At 55.3% G+C, this 18,342-nt stretch carries 17 protein-coding genes; 9 read left to right on the top strand and 8 right to left on the bottom strand.

Annotated features, from left to right (window positions below):
* From IKB43_13000 to IKB43_12975, 6 genes are all read left to right on the top strand, one after another.
* The coding region (locus IKB43_13000; protein MBR2471041.1) for a 50S ribosomal protein L25 at nt 1-277 on the top strand (277 nt) is incomplete at its 5' end.
* A 425-nt stretch (nt 278-702) separates the two neighbouring features.
* Nucleotides 703-1,461 (top strand): fibrobacter succinogenes major paralogous domain-containing protein, encoded by a 759-nt coding sequence (locus IKB43_12995; protein MBR2471040.1) that lies wholly within the window; start codon nt 703-705, stop codon nt 1,459-1,461.
* Between the two features lie 18 nt (nt 1,462-1,479).
* Complete coding sequence (gene nirJ1 / locus IKB43_12990) at nt 1,480-2,652, top strand: putative heme d1 biosynthesis radical SAM protein NirJ1 (GenBank protein ID MBR2471039.1); 1,173 nt, start codon at nt 1,480-1,482, stop codon at nt 2,650-2,652.
* Nucleotides 2,653-2,752: 100 nt separating this feature from the next.
* The gene (locus IKB43_12985; GenBank protein ID MBR2471038.1) at nt 2,753-3,769 is read left to right on the top strand and encodes a phosphotransferase; all 1,017 of its coding nucleotides are present in this window, start codon (nt 2,753-2,755) and stop codon (nt 3,767-3,769) included.
* 5 nt (nt 3,770-3,774) lie between these two features.
* A complete protein-coding gene (locus tag IKB43_12980) occupies nt 3,775-4,194 on the top strand; it encodes a PTS sugar transporter subunit IIA (protein MBR2471037.1) in 420 nt (139 codons plus the stop codon).
* Nucleotides 4,195-4,512: 318 nt separating this feature from the next.
* On the top strand, nt 4,513-5,949 hold the full coding sequence (locus IKB43_12975) for an AAA family ATPase (protein MBR2471036.1): 1,437 nt from the start codon (nt 4,513-4,515) through the stop codon (nt 5,947-5,949).
* A 77-nt stretch (nt 5,950-6,026) separates the two neighbouring features.
* Here IKB43_12975 and IKB43_12970 read toward each other — a convergent pair whose 3' ends face one another.
* From IKB43_12970 to IKB43_12960, 3 genes are all read right to left on the bottom strand, one after another.
* On the bottom strand, nt 6,027-7,901 hold the full coding sequence (locus tag IKB43_12970; GenBank protein ID MBR2471035.1) for a homoserine O-acetyltransferase: 1,875 nt from the start codon (nt 7,899-7,901) through the stop codon (nt 6,027-6,029).
* A 135-nt stretch (nt 7,902-8,036) separates the two neighbouring features.
* Complete coding sequence (locus IKB43_12965; protein MBR2471034.1) at nt 8,037-8,726, bottom strand: NAD-dependent deacylase; 690 nt, start codon at nt 8,724-8,726, stop codon at nt 8,037-8,039.
* A gap of 13 nt (nt 8,727-8,739) precedes the next feature.
* On the bottom strand, nt 8,740-10,128 hold the full coding sequence (locus IKB43_12960; protein ID MBR2471033.1) for a M20/M25/M40 family metallo-hydrolase: 1,389 nt from the start codon (nt 10,126-10,128) through the stop codon (nt 8,740-8,742).
* Between the two features lie 34 nt (nt 10,129-10,162).
* Here IKB43_12960 and IKB43_12955 point away from each other — a divergent pair, with 34 nt between their 5' ends.
* Together IKB43_12955 and IKB43_12950 are read left to right on the top strand one after the other, a co-directional pair.
* Entirely contained in the window at nt 10,163-11,338 is a 1,176-nt protein-coding gene (locus IKB43_12955; GenBank protein MBR2471032.1) for a dihydroorotate oxidase, read from the top strand.
* Nucleotides 11,339-11,470: 132 nt separating this feature from the next.
* Nucleotides 11,471-12,250, top strand: coding sequence for a redoxin domain-containing protein (locus IKB43_12950; protein MBR2471031.1), 780 nt, complete (start codon nt 11,471-11,473; stop codon nt 12,248-12,250).
* A 64-nt stretch (nt 12,251-12,314) separates the two neighbouring features.
* Here the strand turns inward: IKB43_12950 and IKB43_12945 are convergent, their stop codons facing one another.
* Nucleotides 12,315-12,671 carry a hypothetical protein gene (locus IKB43_12945; GenBank protein MBR2471030.1) on the bottom strand — a complete coding sequence of 119 codons (357 nt, stop codon included), beginning with the start codon at nt 12,669-12,671 and terminating at the stop codon, nt 12,315-12,317.
* Nucleotides 12,672-12,701: 30 nt separating this feature from the next.
* On the opposite strand from IKB43_12945, the gene IKB43_12940 reads away from it, so the two are divergent.
* On the top strand, nt 12,702-13,223 hold the full coding sequence (locus tag IKB43_12940; protein MBR2471029.1) for a hypothetical protein: 522 nt from the start codon (nt 12,702-12,704) through the stop codon (nt 13,221-13,223).
* A gap of 96 nt (nt 13,224-13,319) precedes the next feature.
* Here IKB43_12940 and IKB43_12935 read toward each other — a convergent pair whose 3' ends face one another.
* The 4 genes from IKB43_12935 to ftsH all read right to left on the bottom strand — a co-directional run.
* Nucleotides 13,320-14,579, bottom strand: coding sequence for an SUMF1/EgtB/PvdO family nonheme iron enzyme (locus IKB43_12935; protein ID MBR2471028.1), 1,260 nt, complete (start codon nt 14,577-14,579; stop codon nt 13,320-13,322).
* Nucleotides 14,580-14,742: 163 nt separating this feature from the next.
* Nucleotides 14,743-15,570, bottom strand: coding sequence for a diadenylate cyclase CdaA (gene cdaA / locus IKB43_12930; GenBank protein ID MBR2471027.1), 828 nt, complete (start codon nt 15,568-15,570; stop codon nt 14,743-14,745).
* Nucleotides 15,557-16,468, bottom strand: coding sequence for a dihydropteroate synthase (folP, locus tag IKB43_12925; protein ID MBR2471026.1), 912 nt, complete (start codon nt 16,466-16,468; stop codon nt 15,557-15,559). The genes cdaA and folP overlap by 14 nt, the downstream gene beginning before the upstream one ends.
* Nucleotide 16,469: 1 nt before the next feature.
* Nucleotides 16,470-18,342: ATP-dependent zinc metalloprotease FtsH (gene ftsH, locus IKB43_12920; protein MBR2471025.1), on the bottom strand; the 1,873-nt coding region annotated here is incomplete at its 5' end.

The following is an 18,342-nucleotide window of genomic DNA, read 5'->3' as shown; positions in this document are numbered from 1 at the left end:
GGCTCAGGAAACTCATTACCTGATGCTCTCTGCCAAGCCGGCTTCCATTCCGACCGTTCTGGAACTGGATATCTCCGACTTTGAGACCAACGTGACCTTCTACGCCAAGGACTTCAAGCTCCCCGAAGGCGTTACTCTGGCCTCCGTTCCTCGTACGGTGATCTTCTCCATCTCTTCTAAGTCCAAGAAGAAGGATGCTGCCGACGCTGCCGCACCTGCCGCTGAAGCTGCTGCTCCCGCAGCCGCTGCCGCCGCTCCTGCTGCTGAAGCTAAATAAGACCGCTCGGGCTAAAACCGGGGATAACTTCTCCGGCTTGCCCTCGCTCTCACAACCGTGCCTCGTTAATACGAGGCACTTGTTGTTCACGGTAATAAAGGAAAATTTCCTTATAGCGCCTCCCGTTCTGCGGGAGGTGTTTTTGTTACAAATCTTTCCCTCGATGTGAACATTCCCTCGCTCGCAGATTCATTTCATTCGACTGCTCTCTCGGGAAGCACACATCTCGGTCAAAAAATTGGCGATGGGTTTAGGTATCAAACGTATTCTCTGGCAAGAACATTTACTACAGGTAAGATACGTTACCGCAGGTGGAAACTCTTGTGACTGTTAGTCCCTGCGAGTTTCCTTCGAGATATTGTATAGTCCTTGCATTTACATTTCTGAAGGATTTTTATAAATTAATGACTTAATAAGGGGTGATTATGCGAAAACTGTGTCTAGGCCTTTCTTTTGCCTCTATGATGTTGCTTGCCGCTTGCGGAGGTGACAGCGGTTCAAGTGCTAATGACTTAGGCGAATCGTCAAGTTCCGGTGAAATTGACGTGAACGACGTAGTTACCGGTACATTTACCGACCCCCGTGACGGGCAAACCTACAGAACGGTCAAGATTGGGAACCAGACTTGGATGGCAGAGAACCTGAACTATCGATACCTTGGACCCACCGATGACTTAGATTCTTCCAGTTTCTGCTACGATGACGACCCTGCCAACTGCGAAACGTATGGTCGCCTGTACCTGTGGAGTGCGGCCATGGACAGTGCGGGAATCATCGAGGGGAATACGGCCAACGGCTGCGGCTATAATTCGGAATGTTCTCCCAGCGGAAATGTGCGGGGCGTATGCCCCCAGGGCTGGCACCTGCCAAGCAACTGGGACGAATTTGAAACACTGTTTGAGGCTGTCGGCGGACAAGAAGTAGCGGGTGCCATGCTCAAGTCTACATCCGGCTGGAATAGTAATGGCGACGGTACGGATGCTTATGGTTTTTCCGCTTTCCCTGCGGGCGCCCGCAACATCGATAGCGGCTTCCGCAATTTGGGCAACAATGTCACCTTCTGGAGCTCCACTGAAATCGGTAGCAACGTGTACAGCATGTATCTGAACTACAGCTACGAGCGTGCATTCCTGGAGGACGACGGCAAGGACTTCGCGCTATCCGTCCGTTGCCTTAAGGATTAGTTTTCTACATTTCCCTCCATGATTAGCATTACCAAGCTGTTGATGGATGTGCCGAATTTCGGTGATACCCTTCGCTATACTCCCGAGGCTCACGAAGCCCGGAACGGGGTGAGCGAAGGTCGTGGACCTGTGGTGGTCTGGAACTGCACCAAGACCTGCAACTTGAACTGTGTTCACTGCTACGCCCGCTCCGAGGCCATCAAGTACCAGAACGAACTGACCCACGAAGAAGGCCTTTCGCTCATCGACCAGCTTGCGGATTTCAAGGTTCCCGTCATCTTGTTTAGCGGTGGCGAGCCTCTGTTGCGGCCGGACTTCTTTGAACTGGCGAATTATGCCGCCGGCAAGGGAATCCGCCCAACCATCAGCACCAACGGCACCCGCATAGACGAAGACACCGCAAAGCGCCTGAAGGACATGGGCGTAGGGTACGTGGGCATCAGCCTGGACGGCTGTGAAGCCACTCACGACAAGTTCCGCGGTAAGCCTGGAGCATACCAGATGGCGCTCCGGGGCATCCGCAACTGCGTGGCCACGGGGCAAAAGGTAGGACTTCGCTTTACCATCACCCGTGACAATTTCCAGGACCTGGATTCCATCTTCGATTTGCTGGAACAGGAAAATATTGATCGGGTGTGCTTCTACCACCTTGTCTACAGCGGTCGTGGCTCTGCCATGGTGAAGCGTGACCTGAGCCACGAAGAGAGCCGCCAGGTCATGGACCTGATTATCAGCCGTACCCTGGATTTCAAGGCCCGTGGCATCAATAAGGAAATTCTCACCGTAGATAACCATGCCGACGCCGTCTACCTGTACCTCAAGATGAGGGAAAAGGACCCCGCCCTCGGGGAGCGCGTGCTGAAGCTCATCCAGAGCAATGGCGGGAACCGTAGCGGCATGGCCTTCGGAAACATCGACAGTGTAGGGAATGTCCACCCCGACCAGTTCACCCAGTACATCACCCTGGGGAACGTGCGGGAACGCCCCTTCGGTGAAATCTGGACCGACCTGAGCAACCCCATTATGGCGGGCCTCAAGGACCGCAAACCCCTTTTGAAGGGCCGCTGCCCCAAGTGCGCCTACCTGAACCTGTGCAACGGCAACTTCCGCACCCGCGCCGAGGCCGTGACCGGCGACTTCTGGGCCGAAGACCCTGCCTGCTACCTGACGGACGAAGAGATTAGGGGTTAGGATCTAGGGGCTAGGATCTAGAATTTAGGGACTAGGGAAAAGAACCCTTTTTCATAATAATTATTGGCTTTTTTCCTCGGGATAAAGTATATTCTATACCATGAATGGTGAAGAATTGAAAATTTCCGAAAAGATTAAGGGTTATCTCGGCTCCCATGGCTATGCCGATGATTTTTCTGTAGAATCCATCGCTGGGGCGGGCTCGGGCCGCCGCTACTACCGGATTTCTTCTGGCGAGCGTTCCTCCGTGCTGCAGGTGTCCGCCGAAGTAAACGACGATTTCAAGAAGTTCGTGGAATATTCCCAGGTGTTCAAGGCAGAAGGCCTTCCGGTACCGAAGTTGTTCAGCGTCGACGAAAATTCCGCCCAGATTTTGCAAGAGGATCTGGGAAATCGCCGCCTTCTGGACGACGTGTCTCCCGACAAGCCCCAGTCCGGCAGTGTCCGCATTCTCTACCCCGAGGTAATAGAGGCCTTGATTCACTGGCAGAACGCGTCCCAGTCTCTGTTCAGTTCCCACACGGACCTGTGGCTTCGCCGCTTTGACTTTGCCGCCCTCAAGTGGGAAACGGATTACTTCACCGACAATTACCTGAAGGCCCACTGCGGAATTGACGACATTCCTGATTATGTTCGTAATTTCTGTTCCCTCTTGGCGGTATCCGTAGATGCTCAGACCAAGGTGCTGATGCACCGGGATTTCCAGAGCCAGAACATCATGATCCGCCCCAACTCCGAAATCGTGTTCGTGGATTACCAGGGGGCGCGCCGCGGTTCCATGTTCTATGACATCGCGTCCCTCCTTTGGGACCCCTACGTGGGTCTGCCGTTGGACATGGTGAAGGACTTCTTTGAATACTGGCGGTTCCAGTACAAGGGCGCAAAGATTTACACCAAGGAAGATGCCTGGGAAAGCTTTATCCATGCAAGCCTCCAGCGTGTGATGCAAGCCCTGGGTGCCTATTGCTTCCTATCCAAGACCAAGGGTATCCAGAAGTTCGAGCAGTATATCGAGCCCGGTAAGAAACAGCTGCGCTCTGTTTTCTCGGAATTCCGAAACATCGCCAAGGCCACGGATTCCCAGGTGTTCTCCTTTATGGAGCGTGCTCTCCTTTGAGTTCCCTGATCCCCGCTTATACGCAAGTCTATAAGGAGCCGGTTGCTTTCCAGAAGGCGCTGGGTTTTGCCTTTGAAGGGCTTGTAAATGCGGGCGTTGCTTTTGATGCCCTGTCCGCCTGGAAGGCCGTCGAAAAGCGGATAGGGGAGGGAATCTACATGGGGTCTGGCCTTCTGTTGCCCCATACGAGAATTTCTGGGCTTGAATCGCCCCTGATGGCCTTTGTCGTCGCTCCTGAAATTCAGGGCATTTCTACTCCCTGCGGAGAAACGGCACAGTTCCTGTGCCTGCTCTTGTCGCCGGCGGAATCGGCTACGGCCCATACGGTTGCCATTGCCGGAGTGGCGAAACTCTTGCTCGACCCGGAGTGGAAAACGAAGGCCCTTGCCTGTGCCGATGGGGCCGCCCTGAAAGAATTGTTTTAGGGCAAATTTTTGTCAAGACATCTCTGAAAAAAAATATGTTGATAACTTGTGAAAACCATAGGGATGTGGTTTTGATTATCAAGGGTGTAAAAAGGGTGTTTTTCGGAGAGAAACGGACATAGACGGGGCATAACAAAAAATTGCCCTTTTTAAGCAGAAAACAGCAGTTTTTGAAAATATTTCAGCGAAAAATCTCTTTTTCGTATGTTTTATTTAATTTTGGTGAACGATTTTGTTTGACCCTCTTTTTGTGTTTGGAAAACTGTGGATAACATTGCTTATTTATTAGATGAAAACGGCTCCCCCTGGGCGCGGGCCATGGCCCTTGTCCGCGAGGAATGCTCCGAGTTTGGCGCCGCTTTTTTTGATGCCGTTGGTTTTGATGGATTTTGTGAAGGCTATGTCTGTTTGACGGTTCCCGATAGCTTCAGGGAGACCTGGCTCAACAGCCATTATGGCGCCTTGCTCCGCAAGACTTTTGCCTCTGTATATGGCAGTGACTTTGTGGATTACAAGGTCCGCGTGTTGAATGAAACCCCTGCCGATGCTGCCCCCTCGGCCACGGCGGTCCAGATATCCAAAGAGGTGGAGCGCCGTATCCTCGCCTCCAAGGCTCGGGCATCTGCACTGCAGCCTGCTAAGAAACCAAAAGAAAATCTTAATTTGTACGAAAAGTACACCTTTGACAATTTTGTCGAGGGGGAATGCAATTTTACGGCCCTCAAAGCCTGTCAGACCATAGTGGAGCATCCAGGTGATGCGGCCATGAATTTGCTTCTGGTTTACGGGGCTCCGGGCCTTGGCAAGACCCACCTGCTCCAGTCCATTGCTGCAAGCCTTCAGAAGACTCGTCCGGAACTTAGAATCCTTTACCGTCAGGCTTATGATTTTTTGCGGGATTATTCGGCCATAGGCGATGCCGCCAAGATTAAGGATTGGGGAAAAGTAAACGAGCTCAAGCAAAAATTTTCGGACATTTACGAGCATTGCGATGTTCTCTTGTTGGACGATATCCAGCTTCTGAAGAACGGCCTCAAGAGTCAGGAACGCCTGTCCATGCTCATCAAGTACATGAGCCGCATGGGCCGTCAGGTGGTGCTCAGCTGCGACTGCCATCCGTCCAAGTTCAAGAAGCTTTCGGCAGGCGAAAAGCCCGAGAAGAATTCCCTGTCCCACGAACTGACGGCGGACCTGCTGAACCCGCTGGAAAACTGTGTGGGCGTAGGGCTTGCAGAACCGGACTTCAACACCCGTATGGCCCTTATCCGCAAGATGTCCGAGGGTATTCCCTTTGTGGAATCCGATCGTGAAGAGATTTGTCGCTACCTGGCGATTCAGCCCAGGGCGAATGTTCGCATTATCGAAGGTCTCATGAACTGGCTTCGGGCCATGCATGTGCTCAACAACGTGGAGCTGAACCTTGCCAACGTGAAGCGGATGCATTCGGCGCCCAAGTCCGGTGCGAACACCGTCCTTACGGTGGATAACATCCTGGAGTCCGTTGCCGCCGAGTTTTCCGTCGAACCTCGGGTGCTCTGCTCCAAGCGGCAAGACGCAGGTGCGTCTATTCCGCGGAAGGTGGCCATGTACCTGTGCCGGGAGCTTACGACGGAATCCCTCAAGAACATCGGTGAGGCCTTCCATAGGGATTATTCTACGGTGATTTCGTCCATCAATTCTATCGTGGAACAGCTCTCCAAGGATGCAGGCCTCAAACGTCGCGTCGAGGACATCCGTTACCTGCTGGAAAGCTGATAATCAATAGACTGCTTTGACTGTTCACGCACGTCTTTTTGACGAGCTGGTCGTTTGGGGTTGGCCTTGATACAATCCTAAATCTTCGAGATTGTCGCGATTACGTGTTCGGTGCCGAAGTTCTTGAGCCCAAGAGCAGAGAGAACCTTGCTTGCCAGGTGTTCGCTCTGGAAGTTGATGTTCTCTATCTTGAACCCTTCCTTCTTGCAGAGGGTGTAGAAGTCCTTCACCGTGAGTAAGCGGATGTTGGGCGTGTCGTACCATTCGTACGGCAGTTCCTTGGACTTGGGCATGCGACCGTGGAGCATCAGGCTTCCGCGGGTGGCCCAGTGCCCGAAGTTGGGGAAGGTGACAATGGCCTTCTTTGCGACGCGCAACAGTTCGTTCAGGAGTGCCACCGGGTCGCGGATCTCTTGAATCGTGCGGTTGATGATGGCGTAGTCGAAGCTCCCGTCCTTCAGGTCCGAGATGCCCTTGTCGTCCAGGTCCCGCTGGATAACCTGCACGTCTTTTTCCAGGCAGTCCAGGATTCCCGTGATGTTCTTCTCGATGCCGAAACCGGAGACGTTCTTTTTCTGGATAAGGTAGTCCAGCAGGTCGCCGCTTCCGCAGCCCAGGTCCAGCACGTGGCTGCCTTCTTTCACCAGCTTGCCCAGCAGCTGGAAGTCGCTTTCTTCGTGGAACACGGGCACGGCCTGGGTGCCCTGCTGGGGGATAATCTTGGAATCCAGGAACCGGCCCACGGCCTTTCCCAGTTCGCCCACTTCGATGAGGAACCCGTCGTGTCCGAACTGGGTGTCCAGTTCCAGACTCGTCACCTTCTTGCCCACGTTAAGGAGTGCACTCGTGATGCGGCGGCTCTCGTGGGGCGGGAACAGCCAGTCGGTGGAGAGGTTCACGTTCAGCACCTCGGCGCCGATATCCTTAAAGGCGTTCTCGATGCTGCCGTATTCGGTTTCCAGGTCAAAGGCGTCGGTGGCGTGGGCGATGTGCAGATAGCTGTTGGCATCAAAGCGGTCCACGAACTTTTTACCCTGGTAGCGCAGGTAGCTTTCGATGGGCAGGTCCAGGTCGAAGGGCGTGCTGTAGGTGACGGCGTGGTTACGGTTCTCCTGTTCCTGGGAACGCTTGAACTTCTGTTCCATGCCGATGGCGCTCAAGTAGGTGATGTGGGCCAGCTTGCGGGCGTTGGCAAGACCGATGTCTGGCTTGTTCGCCTTGTCGTAGTAATCACCGCCGTTAAAGTTCGGGTCCTGGGTAATCACGTCACGGGCCACCACCTCGAACCCCAGCGCCTGGCTGGAGAACCGGGGCGAGCTGGCGATAATCACCACCCGCTTCACCTGTTCAGGGTAGTAGATGGCCCATTTCATGGCCTGGAAACCGCCCATGGAGCCGCCCAACACGCAGTAGAATTCTTTGATGCCAAGCCCGTTGGCCAGTTCCTTCTGGGCATGCACCATGTCGCCGATGGTGATGATGGGGAAGGTGCTCCCGTAAGGTTTGCCCGTGCGGGGGTTCACCGTTGCAGGGCCGGTAGTGCCTTTGCAGCCGCCCAGAATGTTGCTGCAGACCACAAAGAAGCGGTCCGTGTCGATAGCCTTGCCCGGTCCGATAAGTTCGTCCCACCAGCCGGGCTTGCGGTCGGTTTCGGTGTACCAGCCGGCGGCGTGTGCGTCGGCGGTCAGGGGCGAGCAGACCCACACCGCGTTGTCGGCGGCGGCATTCAGCTTGCCGTAAGTCTCGTAACGGATATTCAGCGCAGGCAGCGTCTGTCCGTTTTCCAGCGCAAAACCCGTCTCGCCATAGTCCTTGACGAAATCCTGAGGGACCACCGGTCCGATGCTGGATTTATGCGTATATTCACTCATATGCATAAATATAGATAAATGGTGGGAAATCGGCAACAAAGGGGGAGGTCTCCCCCTCGTCAAAGCCTTGCCCCGCGCCATCGAGGGAACGAAATGTTCCCACGTCATCCTGGACACAACGTGTCCGGGATCCATACATTTCAGACCTGTCTTACCTAGGACAAGTCTTTGCCTACCCCCTCTCCTAGGGGCTCTGCCCCTAAAACCCCGTTTCCGCTACTTAAATTCCTTCGCCCACTTGGGCACTACCTCGGTGGCCTTGCCCTGGACAAACACGTCGGTGTAGGGGTCGTGATCGGGAATCTCCAGGTTCAGGCAGGTGACCTTCGCCCCGAAACTCTTGGCGAAACTCTTGAAGCCTGCGGCGGGGTACACCACACTGCTGGTCCCGATATAGACGAATTCGTCGCATTCCCGAAGGGCGTCCTGAATCTGGTCCATGTACAGCGGGACTTCGCCGAAGAACACGATGTCGGGGCGGGTCTTGGCGCCGCAAATGGGGCACTTGGTCTCCAGAGTCTCTTCGCCGGTAAAGGAAAATTCGTGGTCTTCGTCCCGCACGCAGCGGAGTTTCATCAGGTCGCCGTGCATGTGGAGCACCCGCTTGCTTCCCGCACGCTCGTGCAGGTCATCTACGTTCTGGGTTACCAGCAAGAACTCGTCGCCAAGACGCTCTTCCAGTTCGGCTAGCGCCAGGTGGGCTGCGTTTGGCTGGTGGTTCGGCAGGCCCTTCCGCAGAAAGTTGTAAAAGTCCTTGACCCTTTTCGGGTCACGCCGGAGTGCGTCGGGAGTGCACACGTCCTCGATGTTTTCGTGTTCCCACATACCGTCGTTCCCGCGGAAGGTGCGGAGTCCCGACTCGGCGCTGATGCCAGCACCCGTCAATACTACAAGTCTTTTTTTCATATAGCCTCCACAATTAATAAGCCATATTTGAACATATTCCTGCAAAGAACAGTGTTTCCGCCACGATGCCGTGCTCAAAATCAGGAACGTACAGGCTCTCGTTTTCGCCATGGGCGGCACATTCCGGGTCTTCCAGGCCCGTCAGCAGAATCGGTATGTTTCCGAAGGTCTTGCGGAACAGCTCTGCGCCGGGGATGCTCGCCCCGCAACCAATGAACTTGGTCTCGCTCTTGTAGGCTCGAGTCATGGCGCTTGCCATCTCCTTGAAGAAGGGGTGGCTGGTGTCCGTCACGAAGGGGTTTGCTCCGTCCTCTTCCCGGATGGTGCATTCCAGGCCGTCGGGAACGTTACTTTGTATAAATTCTACCAGCAGGCGTGTGCAACGGTCTGCGTTCATGCCGGGGGCAAGCCGTATGCCTATGCGGGCGTATGCTGAGTCCTGCAGCACGTTTCCGGCGTTGGTGCGGCTCCCTACCTGCATGGCGGTCACCACGATGGAAGGGCGGCGCCATAGGGACAGCAGAATTTCTTCTTCGCTGACCTTCAGCTTGACCGAGTCCAGCACGCCGCCGTCGTTGCGGAAAATCTTTTCGGTCATGCCCAGGCTCTTGTAGGATTCCAGTTCCTCCGGGGTAGGGGGAACAAGTCCGTCGCAAAATCCGGGAATGGTAATGCTTCCGTCGGCGTTGGTCATGGCGGCGATAATCTTGCAGAGTTCCTGCCCTGGGTCCGGAATGGGGCCCGACCAGCTTCCGGAATGGAGTGGTGCCTTGGTGGCACGGAGTTCCACGTTGATGGCGCTCATGCCCCTGAGGGTGGTGGTGATGGAAGGCGTTCCCTTGGCGAAGTTCCCCAGGTCTGCCACGATGACGGCGTCGCACTTGAGGAGTTCCGCGTTTTCTCGAAGGATTTGGGCGAAGCCTTCGCTGCCCGATTCCTCTTCGCCTTCGATAATGAACTTCAGGTTCGGGCCATTGTCGCCCAGCAATTTGCGGACCTGTTCGGCGGCCGCCAGGTGGGTGACGATTCCCGCCTTGTCGTCGGCGGTTCCACGACCGTAGAGCCTGTCTCCCTTCAGCACGGGCTCGAAGGGCTTGGAATTCCAGAGGGTCTCCCGCATGGGGGGCTGCACGTCGTGATGGGCGTACAGGAGCACCGTAGGCTTGTCTTTGCTGGTGAGGCTTTCGGCATAGACCGTGTGCCTTCCGCTCTTGGGGGTCAAAAACTGGATGTTGGTGTATCCCGCTTTCTCGAAAAGGGCCTTTACCGCCTCTGCGGACTGGATTACGAACTTCTGGTCAAAATTGTCGAAACTGATGGAGGGACTGCGCACCAGGTCCATCAGGGTTTCCAGGTAGCGGGGCATGTTCCCGTGAATTTCTTTTTCTATGTTCTGTTCCACCTTTAGTACCTCTTTTTTTTATAATTTAACTAATATGACTTTTCAATGCACGAATCACGAGTATTATTTGCAGTTCAGTGACAAGGTCTTGGCGCTGATTCGTCGGATTTTCCACAAGTCCCCGGAGTTCAGGCACGACTCCTTCAAGTATGCGGCGCGGTTTGCACCGTTTATTCCCTTTATGGGAGGCCGTCCTGACCTGCGCAAGCCCCTGAAGCGGGTCATTACTTTTGCGGACCACAGCAATTCCCTGTATTTCGGGTGTCCCATCATCTTGGCCGCCGGAGCCAACAAGACTGCTTTGCGTATCAAGGACTTTGCCAATGTAGGTTTTGGCGGCATTACCGTAGGCACCGCCACCCGCCATTTTAGGGAAGGAAACACCCACCGCCCCCGTATCGGATTTCTGGAAGATGATCGGGCCATCTACAACAGCATGGGTCTTAACAACGAGGGTGTAGAAGTTATAGCCAAGCGTGTGGACGAGCAGCTGGTGAAAGCCCACAAGGCAGGTCTCTGCGTAGGCATCTCCGTGGCAGAGACTCCGGGTCTTACCGACCCCGAAGAAAAAATCAAGGATATCATCGAGAGCTTTACCATCGCCTACAAGGCCGCTGACTACATCGAGATTAACGTGAGCTGTCCCAATACGGGGGAGTCCCGCGTAGATCTGGATATGAGCTTTTCGGAGCAGATTTTTGAAGAAATCATGAAAATCCGCAACAGCCTGGGTATCCGCAAGGCGGTGTATGCCAAGCTCAGTCCCGACCTGATGGAGCGACACTTGATTTCTATCATGGATATGCTGGTGCGTACCGGCGTGAACGGCGTGGTGGTGGGGAACACTTACCCTACGGCAAAGATCAGCGAGCTTCCGGTGTCCGTGACCCGTGATGACCTGATGCCTCTCCGTGCCGACGGCGACTGCGGTGGGCTTTCGGGCAGGCCTCTCTACGAGAACATGGTCTGGAACGTGAAGTACATCCGGGAGCATTACCCCCAGATGAGCGTCATTGCTTGCGGCGGTATCGACCACGGTTACAAGATTTATGACCTCATCAAGATGGGGGTGGATGCCGTGCAGTGCTACTCCGTGGTGGCTTTCCGCTGGATGGCGGCCCATGCCATGCGGGCCGAACTGATGGACGCCATGCTGAATGACGGTTACAAGTCCCTGGGCGAATACGACGACCGGAATCCGAAGAAGTAGGGTAGGATTTTAGGGGTTAGGATTTAGGATCTAGGGGTTAGGATCTAGGGTTTGCGGGTCTCAAGAAGTGTCGTCCTCGCGACCTGTGGTGAGCGTTGCCGAACCAAGGCGAGGAGCCGTTTGAGGAAAAAAATGAAACTAAAATTTTCTATTCGATTTTTTGCTCTGTCTTTACTTCTGGTATGTTCGGCCTCTCTTGCCGCCCCCTGGCTGGGGCTTTCTTTCAAGAAGACTACCTTCGAAAACCATCTGGCCCTGGACATCAAGGGTGTGCATCCGGAATCGGGGTGCTTTGCGGTAGGTGTGACCTCTGGCGATTTGCTGGTGGGCGTAAACGGCAAGCCTCTGGCGGACATGTCCCAGATTCAGTCCGCCATTTCGGGCCACAAGGCGGGGGACAAGATCAGGCTGGAAATTTCCCGCGACGGAAAGAAAAGGACCGTGATGGCTGCCCTTACGGAACGCCCAGACGACATCAGCAGCCTGACAGGTTCTGCCATCGGGAGCAAGATTGCCGAGTTCGGAAAGAACTTCTACAAGAACGGCGAAAAGCGTAAAGAAAAGCCCAAGGCCACCCTTCTGGATTTTTGGGCCACCTGGTGCGGGCCTTGCCGCAAGACGCTCCCCGTGCTTGCCAACATCTACAAGAAGTACGGAGACAAGGGACTGGAAGTTATCGGGATTTCAAATGAGGGATTGAGCGAGTTGAATGCTTTTTACAACCAGGTCCACGCTTCGCCTTATCCGCTGTACCGGGACGCGACACAGGACCTGTGGCGTCGCTACGGAATACACGCTGTCCCGACCCTTATGCTTTTGGACAAGGACGGCTATATCAAGGGCGTGTGGAGCGGCGCACCCGGCGAGTACGCCCTGGACCAGCTAGTTAGAGAGACTCTGGAAGGAAAGTAATCAAGCGGATGCTCGCTGGAGTTTATCCCGGACAAAGTTCCGGGACGAGCATGACGAGTTGAAGTTACATTCCGGCGGCTTTCTGCAGGGTAGCTACGACGCGGTCGTATTCTTCCTTGGTAATCCTCTTGTAGCCTGTGACGATTCCGCCGAATTCATAATAGGCGGAATCTCCTTTCACGTTCATCTTGTATTCCATGTCAAGAGTATTCTTGCCACGGAGAGCCCCGTCTTGTACAGTCGCCTTCAGGTCGCCGTTGATGTTGCGGATGGTGTAGTCCGTGCCATTTTCGGTAAGAACTTCGAAGGCCATGTTTTCTTCACCCAGCCAGCAGCCGGTGTAGTTGACATTGTCCTGTCCGCAACCGAAAAGGAACAGGGAAGAAAGAGCAAGTGTTGCAAAAGGAATTAACTTTTTCATGTTCCATAAAATAGTATTTTTTCGCGGAAAATGAAGCACCTGTACCTAATTGCCCCGATCCTTGCCGTATTGGCGCTTGTTGGCGTCTATCTGCTGATTCGGGCCAATACACGGCCCATTCCCAAGTACGATTCTCCTGAGGTAGATGTAGATTGGAGTGCCGAGGATTATTACAGGCACTTGAACGTGAAGCCTTTTAGTGATCGAGAAGTCCACAAGCTCCTTATCAAGCGGACCAAGCAGAAGCCGGGTGTTTACCTGGAAAGCCTTGAACCCGCCATGGATACGGCTGGGCTGGAGGTGATTAACGCATTTCATCAGGTCTTGGGCGATGACTACGTTCCCGTGATTACCAGCGGGAACGACTGGCCTTACCATGCCCGCAAGTCCAAACATTACGAAAACAAGGCTATCGATTTCCGCATAAAGTACATCCCGCTGGAACAACGCCGCGAAATCGTGAACCTGGTGACAGAACGGCTAAGCCCCCGATTCAGAATCATCTGGGAACGCGGCGACGCCGAGCACCTGCACGTGGAGCTGTCAGAGTAATTAGGAATTCGGAGCTCGGAGTTCAGAATTGAAATAATCGCGGCGAAGCCGCCAAATTAAATAATTCCTAATTCCTAATTCTGAAATCCGAATTAATTATTTGCAGCACCTGAACCCTACGCTGGGGTATTGGTTCTGGGGGTAGAAGCTGAACTTCTTTTCGGTGCACTGGCTTCCGTTGTTGGTGTTCCAGGCACCACCGGCCACGTAGAACATGTTGGAATGTTCCTTGCTGGGGGTAGAGGTCCACTCCCACAGGTTCCCGTTCATGTCGTACATGCCCCACCAGCTGCGGCACTGTTCCTTGCGCCCGCTGCGCTTGGCGGCCTTGGTGTTGGTGTTGCACTTGTTCTGCTTGTAGGAGTTGCCGTAGGTGTACTTGGTATTGTCCTTGCCGCGGCAGGCGGCCTGCCACTCGTCGATGGTGCAAAGGTGCTTGCCCGCCTGCTCGCAGAGGCTTGCGGCCTGTTCCTGGGAGACCATGTCCCTGGGGTTTTCGTCGGGGGTGTTGGGGTATTCGTAGGCATCGACGCATACGGTCTTGCCGCCAACGGGAACGGGGTAGGCGTTCTTTCCGCAGATGTTGTCGCTGGCCATGTCGTACTTGGCTTCTTCCCAGGGGCTCTTGTTGCCAACGGAATCTTCAGCGTAGTAGTACACGGAACCCGTCTTGTTGTAATCGATGGCCTTGCCCGCTTCAACCGGGTTCAGTGTGTCGCCGATAGAAACGAAGGTCTTGCACTTGATTTCGTCGCACTTTACTTTCAGCTTGATGGGGTCGTAGTAGCGGCCCGCAGGAGGCGTGATTTCGGCGTTGGGCGGAATTTGGTCTGCGGCACGGATGCTGTCCTGGATGCGTTTCTTTTCCAGGGAATCGGCACGTGCCTTGTCTAGTGCGGCTAGGCTGTCGGCAATGCGCTTGAGGCTGTCGTTACGGGCCTTTTCCAGGGCGGCAAGGCTGTCCCGCACGTGGCGGATGCTGTCCCGCACATGGCGGAGGCTGTCCTGGTTCAGCTTGGGGTTCAGCGCCGCCAAAGAATCGGCTATGCGGAGGCTGTCCGCTAGGCGAAGGCTGTCGGCAATCCTCAAGCTGTCGGCAAGGCGAGCCTGTTCCAGGGCGGCAAGGCTGTCGGCCCGCATCTGTTCGGCCCGACGTAAACTATCCAGAATGTAGCGCTGGCGGGCCTCCAGTTCGGTCTCTTGCTGACGGCGCAGGGCCTCTTGCTTGATGCGGTCCAGGTGGCACTGTACAATAAAAAGGCACAAAAGCAAAAGGAACATCAGCACCAGAATGGCGATGTTCTTCTTTTTGCGTTTTTTCTTTTCTTCAATCTCGTTATTCTTGTTTTCGCTCATCTTCTACAACCTAACAATTCTGCAATCTTGGATCCTTCGTGCCCTTACAGGACACTCAGGATGACACCTCTTGTAACCATCAACCAATTCCGAAATCTGAAATCCGAATTATACCTCAAAGGGAGCTGTGGCGACCGCACACATAACTCAAAGCGAAGCGACCTCAGACCCCACTACCTTCCTTCTCCTCGACCCGTTCGTCCTTGAACAGCTCGCCCCAGTGTCGCTTGATTTCGGTTTCCAGTTCCTTGATGCTCAGGTTACGGCGGAGGCTAGAACGGTAGGCGATGGAAATGTAGCCCGTTTCTTCGGAGACCACGATGACCAGGGCGTCGCATTCGGAGGCGAGGGCGTGGGCAGCACGGTGACGCATGCCGTAGCCGGTGTCGCCGCCTGCGTTTGCGGTGGGCATGGGCAAGATACAGCCCGCGGCCACAATGCACTTGCTGTTCAAGAGCACGGCACCGTCGTGGAGGGCGGAATTGGGGAAAAACAGGGAGCGGAGCAGGCGGGAACTGATGCGGGCGTTCAGGATTTCACCGGTCTCTTCGTAGTTACGCAGGCCCACGCGCTTTTCAAGGACGATCAGGGCACCGAAATGGTTCTTGGCCAGGTCCTGTACGGCAGTAGTGATGGACTTGGTCACATCGTCAAGTCCGCTGGCGTGAAAAAAGATGGATTGCCAGCTGGCCCGGCTGACGGTCTGGCCAATTCGGGTCAGGGCACTGCGGATTTCGGGCTGGAAAAGAATCACGATGGCGATAATGCCCAGGGTGGCAAGATTGGTCAAAAGCCAGAGAAGGGTGTGGAGTTCCCACCACTGGGCAAGGAACCAGGCCACCACCAGGAACATGCCGCCGATGATCATCTGGACGGCACGTGTCCCGCGGAACAGCTGGAACACATAGTACAGGATAATGGACATGATGAGAATGTCCAGAATATCCGCCATGCGGACATCGATGATGTCAAAAAGCTTAAACAGGACCATCGGACTTTAGAGCCTCCAGGTAGAGCAGGGATTCCTTCGTTTCTTTCACGTCGTGTACACGGATACAGCTTACTCCACCCAAGGTAGCAATAATGCCTGCGGTGATGGTGGGGGTTAGTCGGTCGCTGTGCTCGAGACCGGGCATTTTACCGATATAGGACTTGCGGGATGTGCCGATAAGCACCGGGAAACCGTCGTCCAGAAAGCATTCCAGGGATTTCATCAGGTCGATATTGTCCTGGACGGTCTTTCCAAAGCCAATCCCAGGGTCCAGGCAAATCTTTTCGCGTTTGACGCCCAGGTCCAAAAGCTTTTTTGCCTGGGCAAGCAGTTCTTGCCGGACCTCTTGCACCACGTTTTCGTAGGGCTTGAAGTCCGCCTGCATGGTGCCGAAATTCCCCCGCATGTGGTTCAGCACCACAGAGGCTCCGGTCTTTGCGACTACCGATGGCATATCGGGATCCATGGTGCAGGCGCTGATGTCGTTTATAATGTGGGCGCCCAGGCGCATGCACTGCTCGGCGACCTTCGCCTTGGTGGTATCTACAGAAATGAGGAACTCCCGGTGTCCGGGGTTTCCCAGGTCTTCGGAAATATCCTGCAGCTGAGCAAGGCTTTCTACCACAGGGCATACCCGGTCCATTTCTTCTTGTTCGCTGACAGGGGTGCTCCCCGGGCGGCTGCTTTCGCCGCCGATGTCAAGAATGTCTGCCCCCTGCTGCAGCAGGCCAACGGCATGCTCGTAGGCGGCGTCCGGAGTGGCGTGAGTCCCGCCGTCAAAAAAACTGTCCGGCGTCACGTTCACGATTCCCATGACCAGAGGGGTGGCGCAGGGGAAAACCCTGTTCCCGATGGTCCAGGGAAGTGCACGGCTTTTTTCCAGGACGGATTTCAGCATCTTAGGAATGTTCCTGGGGCGGCTCCACGGCGGTTGTCTGGCTCGTGCCATCGCTGGCCGTTGCCGGACCATCGGCGGGCTTGGGCTTGATTTCTGCGACGGTGGCGTTTGCGTTTGCCGCAGGGGCTACCGGAGGCTGTTTTCCCGGGTCCGGCGGGGGAGTATTTTCCCGCTTTTTCTTTTCGGCCAGTTCTTCCAGGGCCTGGTACTGGCGGCTCTTCTTGGTGCCGGTAAGCTTTTCGCCTGCCATGACCTTGTCGATTTCTTCACGGTCCAGGACTTCGAATTCAAACAGCGCTTCCGCAAGGTCGATCAACTTGTCCTTGTTTTCTTCCAGCAGCTTGCGTGCCGCAGCATCCATGCGCTTGATAAGCCCGTTGACGGCGTTGTCGATTTTTTCCGCCATCATTTCGGACATTTCTTTGGGCTTGCTGATTTCGCGGCCCAGGAACACCTCGCCGTCGGTGCGGCTGTAGCAAACCGGTCCGATTTCTTCGTCGAACCCCCATTCGGTCACCATCTTCCGGGCCAGTTCTGTCGCCCGCTGGATATCGTTGCTGGCGCCGGTGCTCTGGTGGTTGAAGAAGATAAGTTCGGCAAGGCGGCCAGACATCATGATCATGATGCGCTCTTCGGCGTATTCCCGGCTGTAGCTCACCTGGTCCCGTTCCGGCAGGCTCATGGTGACACCCAGGGCGCGGCCACGGGGGATAATGGTAATCTTGTGGAGCGGGTCAGAATGCTTGCACAGGAGCGTCATCAGGGCGTGTCCCGCTTCGTGGTAGGCGGTGTGCCGTTTTTCTTCGTCGGTCATCAACAGTGTGCGGCGTTCGGCACCCATGCTCAGCTTGTCCCGGGCTTCTTCGAAGTCCAGCATGGTGACCTTCTTGTTGTTGAAGCGGGCTGCCAAAAGGGCGGCTTCGTTCACCAGGTTTTCCAGGTCGGCACCGGCAAGTCCCGGCGTTCCCTTGGCAATGGCGGAAACGTCCACGTCCTTGTCCAGGGGCACCTTCCGCTTTTTCAGGTGAACCTTCAAAATCTCCTCGCGGCCCTTCAGGTCGGGGAGTCCCACCACGATCTGCCGGTCAAAGCGTCCCGGACGGAGCAGTGCCTTGTCCAGCACGTCGGGGCGGTTGGTGGCCGCAATCAAAATCACGCCTTCGTTGGCAGCAAAGCCGTCCATTTCCACCAGCAACTGGTTCAAGGTCTGTTCGCGTTCGTCGTGACCGCCGCCGAGGCCAGCTCCACGCTGGCGACCCACGGCGTCGATTTCGTCGATAAACAGAATACAGGGGGCGTTCTTCTTGCCGGTGTCGAACAGGTCGCGCACGCGGCTTGCACCAACGCCCACGAACATCTCCACAAAGTCAGAGCCCGACATGCTGAAGAAGGGCACTCCCGCTTCGCCAGCAACCGCACGGGCAAGGAGGGTCTTGCCGGTACCCGGAGGGCCTACGAGAAGCGCGCCCTTAGGAATCCGTCCGCCCAGTTCGTCGTATTTTTTCGGGTCTTTCAAGAACTCCACCAGTTCCTGCAGGTCCTGCTTGGCCTCGTCGCAGCCGGCCACGTCGTTGAAGGTGGTCTTTTTCTTCGGGTCGCTCCCGATGATTTTGGCCTGGCTCTTTCCAAAACTGAAGGGGTTCTTGCCGCCACCGCCCATCTGGCGGCTCATCATGAGGTAGAAGAAGGCAATCAGCAGGAGTGCGGGCAGGAAGGCCACCAGCGTGTCGATCCAGGTGGAAGATTCGTGGATTACCTTCACCTTGACGCCCTTGAACATTTCCCAGGCGGTAATCTGCTCGTTTGAAATTTCCAGCATGTGGCTCTTGAACCGCTTGGTGTTCCCGTTGTCCTTGTCGGAACGGGTAAAGCGG

Origin of the sequence: Fibrobacter sp. (assembly GCA_017503015.1) — a bacterium.
Lineage (GTDB): Bacteria > Fibrobacterota > Fibrobacteria > Fibrobacterales > Fibrobacteraceae > Fibrobacter.
This window is presented reverse-complemented; position numbering and strand designations above follow the sequence as displayed.

Bases quoted from the DNA above. Each gene is read 5' to 3' on its own strand.
- IKB43_12955 (MBR2471032.1), top strand. From the start codon at position 10,163: ATGACTTTTCAATGCACGAATCACGAGTATTATTTGCAGTTCAGTGAC.
- IKB43_12945 (MBR2471030.1), bottom strand. From the start codon at position 12,671: ATGAAAAAGTTAATTCCTTTTGCAACACTTGCTCTTTCTTCCCTGTTC.
- nirJ1 (MBR2471039.1), top strand. From the start codon at position 1,480: ATGATTAGCATTACCAAGCTGTTGATGGATGTGCCGAATTTCGGTGAT.
- IKB43_12940 (MBR2471029.1), top strand. From the start codon at position 12,702: ATGAAGCACCTGTACCTAATTGCCCCGATCCTTGCCGTATTGGCGCTT.
- IKB43_12970 (MBR2471035.1), bottom strand. From the start codon at position 7,901: ATGGCGCGGGGCAAGGCTTTGACGAGGGGGAGACCTCCCCCTTTGTTG.
- IKB43_12950 (MBR2471031.1), top strand. From the start codon at position 11,471: ATGAAACTAAAATTTTCTATTCGATTTTTTGCTCTGTCTTTACTTCTG.
- IKB43_12935 (MBR2471028.1), bottom strand. From the start codon at position 14,579: ATGAGCGAAAACAAGAATAACGAGATTGAAGAAAAGAAAAAACGCAAA.
- IKB43_12995 (MBR2471040.1), top strand. From the start codon at position 703: ATGCGAAAACTGTGTCTAGGCCTTTCTTTTGCCTCTATGATGTTGCTT.
- IKB43_12965 (MBR2471034.1), bottom strand. From the start codon at position 8,726: ATGAAAAAAAGACTTGTAGTATTGACGGGTGCTGGCATCAGCGCCGAG.
- folP (MBR2471026.1), bottom strand. From the start codon at position 16,468: ATGCTGAAATCCGTCCTGGAAAAAAGCCGTGCACTTCCCTGGACCATC.
- IKB43_12975 (MBR2471036.1), top strand. From the start codon at position 4,513: ATGGCCCTTGTCCGCGAGGAATGCTCCGAGTTTGGCGCCGCTTTTTTT.
- cdaA (MBR2471027.1), bottom strand. From the start codon at position 15,570: ATGGTCCTGTTTAAGCTTTTTGACATCATCGATGTCCGCATGGCGGAT.
- IKB43_12985 (MBR2471038.1), top strand. From the start codon at position 2,753: ATGAATGGTGAAGAATTGAAAATTTCCGAAAAGATTAAGGGTTATCTC.